Genomic DNA, 12,444 nt, shown 5'->3' with positions numbered 1-12,444 from the left:
TTTCTGTTACGCCCGTCGAGCGGGCATTTGCTGCGTCGTGCAATGGACGTTGCCGCCCTCGCGAATGATGGCCATGCCGTCAATCGTGCGGATCCGGCGATCCGGGAACGCCGCCTGCAGCTTCCGGGTAGCCTTGCGGTCGGTCTCCTCCGCCGCTCCGCCGAACACTGGCAGGATGATGCCGCCGTTGACGAAGTAGAAATTCAAATAGCTCAGCGTAAGACGAGACTCCTCGTATTCGGCGTAAGGCGGCTGCTCGAGCTCGATAACCTCCAGCTTGCGGCCCTTCGCGTCTACCGCTTCGCTCAAAATGCGGCGGTTTTCCTGCGTAATCGCGTAGTTGTCGTCGGATGGATCATCGCATACTTGCAGGATAACCTTGCCTGGCGCCGCGTAGCAAGCGATGTTGTCGACGTGACCGTCCGTCTCGTCGCCGCTAAGTCCGCGTTTTAGCCAGATGATGTTGTCTACGTTCACGAATTCTTTGACATAAGCTTCGATCTGCTCGCGGCTAAGCTCCGGATTGCGGTTCGTATTAAGCAGGCACTCTTCTGTCGTGAGCAAGGTGCCTTCGCCATCCGTATGGATTGAGCCGCCTTCCATGACCAACGGGGCGTCGAATTGTTTTACGCCGACATGCTTCAGAATTTGCGGCGCTACGGCATCGTCCAGATCCCATGGCGAATATTTGCCGCCCCAGGCGTTGAACTTCCAGTTCACGCCGGCCAGCTCTCCATCGCGGTTTACGACGAATGTCGGGCCATTATCGCGCAGCCAAGCATCGTTATGCGCGATAGGCAGGCATTCCACGGCATCGTTGCCCGCAAATAGCGAGCTCACTTTGTCGAGATCCTGGGGATTTACGACAATCGTGATCGGCTCGAATTCCGCAATGGCATTTACCAGCTCCGCATAACCGGCGCTGACTTGCTCATAATGCTCGGGATAGACCATCGAGGCTTGTACCGGCCAACTGATAAACGTACGTTCATGCTCAGTCCATTCGGCCGGCATTGTATAATTCAATTGTTTCGGATTCATATGAATTGGTTCCCCCATTATCGCAATCGCAAAGTACTTCAGACGTTCATTGCCGCTGAAACCATCCTTATCATATAACAAATCAACCTTGGTCTCAATTGTCGGATTTTAGAGGATATCCATCGTTGCGGCTTCCCTAAAGGATCTGACGTTGTTTCCATTAGAAAGGCGGGAGTAAGATGAAGAAAAAAGTGCTTATTGTTATCGGTTGTTTTATTGCCATTCTTGCTTTGACGATCGCAGGCGCAAGGTCCGTTTATAACGATCATCCCGACTTCTTCAACATGTTCAAAAGCTTCACCGTTCGAATCGACAATCAATCGGACTTCGATTTTGTGGCAATCGAGGCTGGCATTCTTCAGAGCGGCAATAACGGCGACATCGTGGAGACCGGCTCCAAAGATACATTGGCAAATCCCCTCGCCAGCGGGGACAAGGTAACATTCAAGCCTAAACTTAGCATTCAAGGCGAGGGCGGCATCTACTTGAAGGTGACCGATTCCAGCGGCAGAACGGAAACTTACGGCATATGCTCATACACGGAATCTTTGTCCGGGCAGACTGACGTTACTGTAAGCAATGACGGTGTGAAGATCGATCAGAATTGTTACTGACATCGGGTAGAAGTCAGCAATTTTAACTGTTAAAGCGGGACGGGCCGGCATGAAGCTTGTGTTTCTTGCGATAGCGTTCCGGCGTCATGCCCGTATGCTCCTTGAATACGCGGCTAAAATGCGAAGGATGCTTGAATCCGACCTCATAGCCGATTTCGGTAATACTGTTTCCGAGCTCGATCAATTCAAGCTTGGCCTGGTAAATTCGGCGATGCATCAAATGCTGGAAAATGGTCATGCCGGTCACTTCTTTAAAGGTTTTGGACAAATAATATTTGTTTAAATGCAGCTCGTTTTGAATGGCATCAAGCGTGATCTCTTCCCTGAACGCGGCTTCTATATAAGAAATAATGGATTGAACATGCTGTTCCTTAAATGTTGGGAATGACGATACCGTTTGAAGTGGCTTTTCGCAAAGATCATAAATGAGAATGAGCAGATCCAGAAGACGGGCCTGAAACCGCAGATGGGCATGAGGTTTATGCTGAAGGTACAACTCTTCAAGCTTTTGCAGCTCGGCTTCTACTTCGGCCTTGTCTTCGTTTCGAAGCTGCAGCCGGATATTGTGAAGCTTCTCGAAGGGCGCAAGCAAATCCGGAGCGGAGGCAGGCTGAATATATTGTTTGAAGAAAGAGGGATCGAAGTGCAGCGTGGTGCGTATGTAAGCATCGTTATTGATGATATGCGCTTTGTGCAAAGTCATGCCGTGCATCAGCAGCATATCGCCTGGCTCCAGTACATGAATGCGGTCGTTAATCAAATAATTGACCTTGCCCCCGCGAAAATAATAAATTTCATAATGGAAATGGGTATGGTATTTCGTTTGATTGTTATAGCTGGTCGATGTGACCATTATAAAAGGAGTCTTAATTCGCATCTTGTTATTCATTTGAATTCCTCCTGCAAGTACACTTATTATACACCAACCACAGTCAAATAAAAATTTTATTACATAAATACGAATGAAGTTCCCCTCTTCTCGCAGTGGTACGATACCACTAAGCGACAAGGGTTTTTTGCAGGATTTGACAATAAATTCGAGATGATAAGGAGCTCGCCGGAAATGGAATTTATGCGTTTAGGCGTTATTGGACTTGGAAATATGGGCAAAGGACATATCCGTTATATTTTGAAAGGAGATGTTCCCGGGGCGAAGCTGACGGCAGTCAGCGACAACGCGGAAGCGGGGAGGCAATGGGCAAAAGATAACGTAGATGAAGGGGTTAGCATTTATGCCGATCCTTATGAAATGATGGATTCCGGCAAGGTTGACGGAATATTGATCGCAACTCCGCATTATTCGCACCCGGAACTGGCAATTGCATGTTTCGAGCGCGGTTTGCATGTCATGGTAGAGAAACCTGCCGGTGTATTTACCAAGCAAGTTCGCGAGATGAATGACGCCTATGCCAAAACAGACGTAAAATTCAGCATGATGTACAACCAGCGTACAAACCCGTTATACCGAAAAGTGAAAGATTTGGTGGACAGCGGGGAGCTTGGCGAAATCAGACGAACCAACTGGATTATTACGAACTGGTACCGCTCGCAAAGCTACTATGATTCAGGCAAATGGAGAGCGACATGGGAAGGCGAAGGCGGCGGAGTTTTGCTGAATCAGGATCCGCATCAACTCGATTTGTGGCAATGGACGATCAGCATGATGCCAAAGCGGGTTCGAGCCTTCTGTTATTTTGGCAAACATCGCGATATTGAAGTCGAAGATGATGTAACGGCTTTTGTTGAATATGAGAATGGGGCGACTGGCGTATTCGTAACGACAACCGGTGAATCGCCTGGCACCAATAGACTCGAAATCAGCGGCGACCGCGGAAAAGTTGTCATTGAAGACAACAAGCTGACCTTTTGGCGCCTGCGCGAATCCGAACGGGAATTCAATGCAAACTTCAAGGGTGGCTTTGGCCAGCCGGAATGTTGGAAATGCGATGTTCCGATCGTTGGGGAAAATTCGAATCATAGAGGCATTATGCGCAATTGGACAAACGCGATCTTACATGGCGAAGAGCTGATCGCTCCGGGCGAGGAAGGCATTAAAGGATTGATGTTATCCAACGCGATGCTGCTATCCACCTGGATCGACAATTGGGTGGACTTGCCGATTGACGAAGAATTGTATTATGCGCAGTTGCAGGAAAGGATCGAAAGCTCTCGTTACCGGAAGCGGACATAACATCGAACTAGGCATAGGCGCATATGGGCTTCACAGCTTCGGATATTCCTTCCGGGTTGCGGAGCTCTTTTGGCATTTCGGCGCGTTCGACTATAATGCTGACGAATATGCCAGTGGCGGACAGCACGAATAGAGAGGGGGCTAGACGTCCCCCTCCTACTCGCAATGAAACTATTAAGCTGTAAGCTGACGACTAAATCAAGTCCGATTGCTGCAAGAGCCTCGTTACAATGACAGCAACCTCCGCACGCGTCATATTGTTTTTTGGCGCCAATACATGGACATCCCGTCCATTAATGATTCCAGCCTTCAAGCAGGATGCGATGCTTTGTGCGGCATAGTCGGAAGCATCGCCGACATCCTCGAACATGGACAGCAACTGTTCAGCTTCATTCTCGGCAAGCTCCACGTTCAAGCCGGTTAATTTCATCGCTCTAGCTGTCATGGTCATGGCTTGCTCACGCGTGATTTTATCCGCAGGCCTGAATGTACCGTCTTCATATCCTTCTATGATCCCATACTCGTGCGCGATGGCAACGGCATCATAAAACCAGTTGTCTTTGGTTACATCATCGAAAATATCCTTACCGGTACCGGAGCGCATAACCCCGAGTCCCCTAATGACAATCGCGGCGAATTCCGCGCGGGTAATATCTCTTGCAGGCTCAAACTTGCCTTCTCCGTTGCCATTAATCACAAGTCGGGAGCCTAAATCATTGATCTCCTCCTTGGCCCAATGCGTATGAACGTCCGCAAAGGTTTTGGGGCTTGAAACAACCGAATAGACGCTATTGGTCAAGCTTGCGATTTGAGCATAAGGCTTTCCGTCGATGATAACGACTTTTGTAGGCACATGTGACAAGGAGCCGTCAGAGCCCAGGACAACGCCTGTTGTGATCGTGCCCGAGCGGGAACCCTCGGGGAGCGCAATGTTTCTTTGCACATAACCGTCGAATTTTGAAATCTCCACATCGCTACTGTTGCTGCTGGCGATGATCTTGAATTCTATAGGCTGTGCAACAATCTGATAACCTTGACGCTCCGCAGTGTCCTGCACCAGATTTACCGTATCCGCTGCAGGCGTTGCTATCGTAATATGGACCTTGATGTCCTGCAAGGACAACTGAGTTCCCAGCTGACGCGACACGGAATCCATTTTGATTTGCGCCGCTGCCAGCGTATAAGTTGCCTTGTCTGTTATGATCAGCAGCAGCGTCTCCTTTGCTTCCAGAAGCTTCACCATCTGTCCCGTCAACTCCACGACGACCTTGTCGGATTGTGTATTCACCGGAATGGCAATCGTTGCGCCATTGTTCTCCTGGGACAGCTTCTGCTCCAGTCTGGCAGGATCGATGGTAACGATTGTGACGCTATTGCCGTTCTCTTGAGTCGTAGTTTCCGTACTGATTCCGACTGCCGGTGTATCTCCACCATTGTTGCCCGTTGGCGGCGACGATGGTATTTCTCCACCGCTGTCGACCTTGGCATTGACTGTCAAGGCGGCCGATTTCGTATCGGTTGCGTCGTCCATCCAGGCGGTTCCATCCCAGATTTGTTTTTGGAAAGTAACCTCAACGAGGTATTGTCCTGCCGTCGAAGTGGTATAGCTGGAGGAATAGACCCCCTCGGTTACCGTGAATACCCCGGATTTTCCGGCTTCGGTTGAGCTCCATAGAGCGGGATAATACCGATCCTCGCCTAGCTGAGCTCCGCTTTCATTCTGTCTGTCGCCTGCTGCCGTAATCGTTACCGCATCGCCTGCCGTAGCGCTGCTGCGGCCGAGGGTTACGGTGTTTTTGGAAGCGTCGGCCGTTGGAGGCAATGGTGTTTCTCCACCGTTGTCGATCTCGGTGACTGTCAATAAGGCCGATTTCGTATCGGTAGTGACGTCAAGCCAAGCGGCTCCATCCCAGCTTTGCTTCTGGAAAGTAACCTCTATGAGGTACTGTCCTTCTGCTGAAGTGGTGAAGGTGGAAGTATAAACCTGATCGCTTAACGCGAATTCCCCCGATTGTCCAAGCTCGGCAGAGCTCCATTCAACGGGATAATAGCGCTCCTCACTCATCACTGTTCCGCTTTCATTCTGTCTGTCGCCGGTTGCCGTAATCGTTACCGTATCGCCTGCCGTCACACTGCTGCGGTCTAGGGTTATGGTGTTATTCGACGCATCGGCCGTAGGGACCTCCGTTTGCGCCTGCTTAATGCCTGTAACGAGAACATTGCGATAGGCCGTATTTACTGATGTTGTTCTAAAGCCTATCGAGCCTGTTGTCCATTCGATTACGGGATTGGTCCATTCCAATTGTAATTCCCCATCCATATAACCCTTTATCGCATTCCCGTATACAAGCACTTTCAATGTATACCATTGTTTCGCCGCAGCCGTGATGGCCGTGCTGGATAAGAGTGTCATGGCTCCATCCACGGATTTGTATAATTCCAGTTTTTTGTTGTTTACGTTGAGCCGGTACATATAGAAATTTTTGTTATCCTGTACTCTGAAGACAATGCCTGCATTGGCATTGGAGATGTGAACACGTACATCGGCTTCATAGGAATAATCACTCCATGAATCGCCTTCTGTAAGGAGAAGGAAGGCCGTCGTATCCGCTTTTTGAACCAGGACATTCGAGTCTTCTTCCGATTCTACCCGCCAGGTGCCTCCGCTGGAGGTCCATCCTGCGGTATTCCCGTCCGCGAAAACATGACTGTAAAGAACGTTGTTTGGATCGGATTCTATGGGCAAGTCATCCGCCTCTATGATATGAATCGTAAAGCTCTTTTCATAAAAAAGTCCGCCTGAATCTGTGCTCCGCACCCGGATGCTGTAGCTGTCTTTGGTTTTGTAATCCAGGTTAGTACGGAGAATCAGCGTGTTCCCAAGCACGGGAATGGAGAAGCTTCCATTGTCGGTATCTCCCTCTCCTGCTGCAAGCGTGTATGAAAATGTATCCCCTTCATCGGGATCTGCTGTGGAGAAGGCGCCAACGAAGCTGCCTACAGCCGTATTTTCCACCAGAAGATCATTTGAAAGCATCATATCGGTCGGCGCCAGATTAATGGCGGAAACGACGACATCGTCAAACTTCACATTGGCCGAGGTGGTTCGGAATCCGACGCCTCCTGTTGTTAATTCATCGACAGGATTAGTCCAGGTCGTCATCAACACGCCGTCCACATAAGCTTGGATCGTATTGCCTTGAAGGGCCACTTTTATCGTGTACCACTGCTTGCTAGGCGTAAACGCAGTGTCGGCAGCCTCTATACGGGTCAAGGTTCCGCCTGTGGCTTTAAACAGCTCCAGCCTCTTGGCGTCCGCATTGATTCGGTACATATAATAGTTGCTTGCATCCGCCGCCCTGAAGATCAGGCCTGCGTTTTCTTTGCCGTTTGCCAAGTGAGGATGCGTTCGGACTTCAAAGGCGTAATCGCTCCATGAAGCGCCCTCTTTGGACAGCAGGAGCGAAGCGCTGGTCCGATTCCCGCTGGATAGAAATTTTCCTGCATTTAAAGCTGCTTCATCCGTTATAACTGTCCAGCTATCCTCAGGCCGAAGGACCCACTTCTCAAGTGTTCCGTCTTCGAAGTCATCGCTGAAGATAGGCGGAATCGTATTGGCGAAGGCCACTCCGCGCACATTTTCATTCCTCACGGATGCTTTCAGGTCGCTCAGGCTTCTCGCTAGCACGCCCTTTACATAAACGTCGGTGAACGTCAACCCGTTCACCATCCCGCCTTTGGTTGGATTTCCTTGAATCTGTGATGTGCCTCCCGTCTGGCGAACATTAATATTCTTGAACAGGATATTGCTTACATCTCCGGCTGTGCTGGTGGAAACCCTGAACCAATAATTTCCGAATTGATTAATGCCGACCCGTTCGATATCGATATTCTCGAACGTAACATCCTGAGCGTAACCTTCCACCGGAAGCGGATTATTTGTAAAAGCATGGTCGACAAGCAGTGCTCTGGCGCTTTGATATACAAATGAATTCTTGATGGTTACGCCGATTTGGGGCGTGGTTATGCCCATGCCAAGCTTGAAAGCCGCGGTGCGGGTCCAGGCGAGGCAGTCGTCGAAGACCACGTTGGATAGATGCTCAATTGCGCCTGGCCAATCCTTGGACATACCCATTTGCGGCCAGGTTTTGGTGGAATAGGCATCGTCGTCCGAGATTGCGAGGGCATGTTTGACCAGCACGTTCTGACTTTCGTTAATATCGATGCCGTCATTCTCAAGCATGCGCAAATCCTGGAATACCTTATAATTGGTTATGGTTACGTTGTCGGAACGGACCACCATGAAGGTCCAGAAGCCGGCATCCCGCAGCATCAACCCGTCGAATGTAAAGTTGCTGGTCGCAATCGGCACCAACAGGTTGTTGATGAAGCCTTCCCCTTGCTTATGAGTAGAAGGGGCATTCGTCATCTTGCGATTTCGCATTTCAACCCCTTTGCCATCGATGGTTCCGCGTCCCCGCATGGAGATATTCTCGGAATCGACTGCCGTGCTGATAAAGTAGGTTCCATCTCTAGAGAGCGAATCCTTGCGAAAGTCGACCCGGTAATCCTCGCCTTTGCCCGTACCTACGATGACGGCGCCTCCGGCCAGGTAGAAGTCGACATTGCTTTTCAAGGTCAGATTGCTGGAGGTGTAGACGCCGGCTGGAATATAAACTGTGCCGCCTCCGGCTTGATGGGCGTCGTCAATGGCCTGTTGAATACCATTGGAAGCCATTGTAGCCCCTGTATTGTCCGCATGGTAAGGCGCTGCCGTCACATTGTAAATGCCGGGGCCGGAGGCGGCGGGAATATCCGTCTCCAGCGGATCGGCCGCAATGACAAGTCTTTTCCTTATCTTTGCCGGATCGCTTTCATCTACCTTTTCATTCGGATCTTCATTAATATCCACGATCAAGTAGGTAGAGGTAGACAGCGTAAATGTCAGCTTATTCCCATCGACCGTTCCCGTGATATTTTTGGCCAGCGGGCTGATCGAATACGACGTAATCGGTTTGTCCGCCGTAACCTCGATGGTGACCGTTCCTTCGAAAGAAAATTGGGCGTAGTCATATTCGGACTTGTAATGGATGACTGGAACCGCCTGATCATCCGCTTTCAATGAATAGACACTGGATGGTGCATAAATAGAGGGCATGGGGTAGTTCTGAATGATTGCCGCCCCTTCCGTTGCTTGAAGCAAAGGCGCATTGGTTTCCGCATTCGCGGTACCCGTTGAAGCTACAAAGTCGGTTTCGACCATTTCAGCCGCACGGGCAGCTTGCGGCATCAACCCTGTGAGCATGACTGCAAATACTAATAAAAGACTCAACACTTTTCTCATAAACATGCATACCTCCGTAAGATCAATATTCTCCCCCTGATGGCTACACTGGGTCCCGCTTATGCAAGCGCTATCAACATAAAGCAATTCGGTTTATCTCGGTTGCCCCCTCTCCTGGAACCATTCATTTACTATAATCCTTGTCGATCTAGAAAGGAGTGAGGTAATCTCACTCTCGAGGGATAAAATTGTAGGGTTTTCGCCCGAAACCGGATCTGCAGCGAAGAGGACTCGATGGCTCGATCGGTGTTGTCGAACCATTAGAATTTATCCCAAAAGAGTGAACCTGCCGCACTCTTTTTTGTCCGATCAGAGATTATAATCGAATTTGAGAGAAAACCTGGATAATGAGGGGGGACCCAATAAAGGGCATGTTTGCTCCGAAGAATGACAGCGCTTTCCGAAAATCGTATGCAAGGACATTGCCCGAGCGGGGTCCTCGTAGCTTAACATCGGTGGGCAGACAAATCTAAGGAGGCAATGATACTAATCATGACAAAAAAAACGATCAGTATGTTGGTTGTGCTTGTCCTCATGATCGCGGGGGCCTTACCGCAACCGCAAGCGGCCCATGCAAACGGGAATGCCACGATTCAAAATTACCCCATGCCATCCATTTATACCGCATCCAGCGTGTATTCAGTAAGAGCGGATAGTCAATCGGTACCCGTCATTAGTTATATGCCCGATTATGATTATGCGCAATTTTCTTTTGACGGCACGGTAAGTATCGAGGTGACCTTTAATGCGCCGATTACCTCCTATTCCATCAGTCCATTGGCCAAAAACATCGAGGGTACGGTGAACGGAAACAAGCTGACTTTTTCGCTGGCTTCCTCGACCTATGTCATTGTGGAAATCAACGGCTTGCGGAAGCGGCTGGTCATCGCGGCGGATCCCTTAGAGACTAATATCCCTCCATCCTCGGGAGCCGGCATTTATAATGTAACCCATTCGCCGTACAACGCGGACAATACGGGGGCCGCGATGGCATCGGGCGCGATTCAGCGGGCGATCGATGCGGCCCATAATGCCGGCGGCGGCACTGTGTTTATTCCGGCAGGCGTCTATAAAAGCGGCAATCTGACGTTAAAAAGCAATGTGACCTTCTATTTGGCCGGAGGAGCCGTCATTGTCGGCACGGGCAAAGGCGAAGACTACGCCAATGATTTCCGCAAGACTTCGCGAAATGCGGACGGTACGTATTTTATTCGGACGACCGCAGGCTCCAGCAACATTACGATCCGGGGACGGGGAACCATTGATGGCAAAGGCATAGCGATGCGGGAGCGAAAGATGCCGGCGCCGAACAAAAATGAAGGGTTTCTGAATAATCTGCTGGTTCCGATGCAAACCTCGAATTTTAATTTTGACGGACTTATATTGCGGGACGCCGGCTTCTGGTCGTTCATGGTGGTTCGTTCCGACAATGTGACCATCAAGAATTTGAAAGGATTTCAGGACTTATACAAAATCGAGAATGACGTGATCGATATCAACGAGAGTCAGAATGTGCTTGTCCAGCATTCCATTGCCATCTCGGATGATGACACGTACTCGACTAAAACCTGGCTGCAGACGGGAATGTCCAGCGGGTGGCCGGGAGCGCTCGAGCACTTGGAGAATGTGGTCTTCGATGACGCGTTTGCATGGACAAGGTGCGTGGCGTTCAAGATTGGCCAGGGAGTGGCTCAGGCGCAAATCGGAGTGACCGTCCGCAATTCGTATGTGTATCAGAGCGCTAGAGCCTTGCTGATTGATCATGGCTACACCATGAACACGCTTCCGGAGGAAGGCTACGCCAGGCGGATTACGTTTGAGAATATCGATATTGAACGAGTTGACGTCAATCAGTTCGGGAATTATTGGCTGGGGATCTCGACCAGCACCTCCGGCGATGTCAGCGATATCGCGGTGAAAAACATCAATATTCGCCAGTTGGGATCGCAGCAATCCAGACTTTCCGGGAATGTCACCAGAGGCGGAATGGTGAAAAACGTTATGTTCTCGGATGTTTACGTGAAGGGCAAGCTCGCGACGAGTCTGACCGACTTGAAAGTTTCCGTAATCAATAGCAACGTAACCGGCGTAACCTTTGCCAATTCCAGACCGTTGCTGTTCGGCGACAATTTCCAAAGCGGCAATACGACGGGCTGGACGTCAGCTTCAGGCAGTTGGAGCGTACCGACGGATGGCGATAATGGCGTATTGTCCAGCGGAAGCCAGACCATTACGTCCTTGATTACCGCCCAAGCCGGCAATGCATGGACGGATTACGAGTATGAAGCCAAAGTGAAAGTGGCGATTACGAATGCCAATGCAGGCATCGTATTCAGAGTCCAGGATGCCAATAACTATTATATGTACCGAATCAATGCAGCGAATCAGATGCTGGAATTGTATAAATCCGTGAATGGACAAATGACGCTGGCAGCCAGCGCGCCGTTCGCGTCTCAGAGTAAGAAGTGGTATAACCTCAAGGCGGTTGTTGAGGGGAACAAGATTATTTGTTATGTAGACGGGCATGCAGAGATGGAATGGACAAATCCGGTAACGGAATTGACAACGGGAGGAGTCGGATTCCGGACCACCTCGGCAGGCGTTCATTTCGACAATGCGGCGGTTTACCCGATCACCCGGTTCAGCGATGATTTTGAAGACGGAAATACGACTGGCTGGACATCGTCTTCCGGTTCGTGGAGCGTGACGGCAGACGGGTCGAAAGTGTTGACGCAAGCCGCCTCAGCCGCCGCGATCACGACAGCCGGCGATCCATGGACGGATTATGCCTATCAAGCCGAAGTCAAAATGCCTATCTCAAATGCCAATGCAGGTCTTCTATTCCGGGTTCAAGATGCGAACAATTATTATATGTACCGAATCAATGCGGCGACTCAGGTTGTGGAATTGTACAAATCCGTGAACCAGGTGCTGACTCTGGTGGCCAGCGCTCCTTTCGCGGCTCGGGCGAACCAATGGTATACGGTTAAGGTCTTCATTGAAGGCAATACGGTAAAAGGTTATGTGAACGGAGCTTTGATGACGGAATGGACCAACCCCGTAACGGAATTGACGGCGGGAAAAATCGGATTCCGGACCACCTCGGCGGGCGTATCTTTTGACGACGCCCTGGTTCTGGCACCTCCCGCCTAACGCCGGTAGGCGCGCAACAGAAGGAGCTGTCCCTTAAGCCGTGTACCGGCTGCGGGACAGCTTTCGTTTTTTGCATTGTCGAAGCAGCGGCTAGGGTGACA

General features: G+C 50.3%; 6 protein-coding genes. 3 read left to right on the top strand and 3 right to left on the bottom strand.

The window, feature by feature from the left end; translation table 11 throughout:
* Nucleotides 1-6: 6 nt before the first annotated feature.
* Nucleotides 7-1,041, bottom strand: coding sequence for an agmatine deiminase family protein (locus tag B1748_RS12400; RefSeq protein WP_087568291.1), 1,035 nt, complete (start codon nucleotides 1,039-1,041; stop codon nucleotides 7-9).
* A gap of 179 nt (nucleotides 1,042-1,220) precedes the next feature.
* Here B1748_RS12400 and B1748_RS12395 point away from each other — a divergent pair, with 179 nt between their 5' ends.
* Entirely contained in the window at nucleotides 1,221-1,655 is a 435-nt protein-coding gene (locus tag B1748_RS12395) for a hypothetical protein (protein WP_087568223.1), read from the top strand.
* A gap of 22 nt (nucleotides 1,656-1,677) precedes the next feature.
* On the opposite strand, the gene B1748_RS12390 is transcribed toward B1748_RS12395, so the two are convergent.
* Nucleotides 1,678-2,544 (bottom strand): AraC family transcriptional regulator, encoded by an 867-nt coding sequence (locus B1748_RS12390; protein ID WP_087568222.1) that lies wholly within the window; start codon nucleotides 2,542-2,544, stop codon nucleotides 1,678-1,680.
* 174 nt (nucleotides 2,545-2,718) lie between these two features.
* Between B1748_RS12390 and B1748_RS12385 the strand changes: the two genes are divergently transcribed.
* Complete coding sequence (locus B1748_RS12385) at nucleotides 2,719-3,846, top strand: Gfo/Idh/MocA family protein (RefSeq protein WP_087568221.1); 1,128 nt, start codon at nucleotides 2,719-2,721, stop codon at nucleotides 3,844-3,846.
* A gap of 193 nt (nucleotides 3,847-4,039) precedes the next feature.
* Here B1748_RS12385 and B1748_RS12380 read toward each other — a convergent pair whose 3' ends face one another.
* A complete protein-coding gene (locus tag B1748_RS12380; RefSeq protein ID WP_256975637.1) occupies nucleotides 4,040-9,190 on the bottom strand; it encodes a 3-keto-alpha-glucoside-1,2-lyase-like domain-containing protein in 5,151 nt (1,716 codons plus the stop codon).
* Between the two features lie 492 nt (nucleotides 9,191-9,682).
* Between B1748_RS12380 and B1748_RS12375 the strand changes: the two genes are divergently transcribed.
* On the top strand, nucleotides 9,683-12,343 hold the full coding sequence (locus B1748_RS12375; RefSeq protein WP_256975636.1) for a 3-keto-alpha-glucoside-1,2-lyase-like domain-containing protein: 2,661 nt from the start codon (nucleotides 9,683-9,685) through the stop codon (nucleotides 12,341-12,343).
* Nucleotides 12,344-12,444: the final 101 nt, after the last annotated feature.

It is taken from the genome of Paenibacillus sp. MY03 (assembly GCF_002165585.1).
In the GTDB taxonomy this organism is placed as follows: Bacteria; Bacillota; Bacilli; order Paenibacillales; family Paenibacillaceae; genus Pristimantibacillus; species Pristimantibacillus agaridevorans.
Note: the sequence above shows the minus strand (reverse complement) of the source record. Positions and strands in the feature narration are given on the sequence as shown.

Coding starts and splice junctions, on each gene's coding strand:
- B1748_RS12400 (WP_087568291.1), bottom strand. CDS start 1,041: ATGAATCCGAAACAATTGAATTATACAATGCCGGCCGAATGGACTGAG.
- B1748_RS12395 (WP_087568223.1), top strand. CDS start 1,221: ATGAAGAAAAAAGTGCTTATTGTTATCGGTTGTTTTATTGCCATTCTT.
- B1748_RS12390 (WP_087568222.1), bottom strand. CDS start 2,544: ATGAATAACAAGATGCGAATTAAGACTCCTTTTATAATGGTCACATCG.
- B1748_RS12385 (WP_087568221.1), top strand. CDS start 2,719: ATGGAATTTATGCGTTTAGGCGTTATTGGACTTGGAAATATGGGCAAA.
- B1748_RS12380 (WP_256975637.1), bottom strand. CDS start 9,190: ATGAGAAAAGTGTTGAGTCTTTTATTAGTATTTGCAGTCATGCTCACA.
- B1748_RS12375 (WP_256975636.1), top strand. CDS start 9,683: ATGACAAAAAAAACGATCAGTATGTTGGTTGTGCTTGTCCTCATGATC.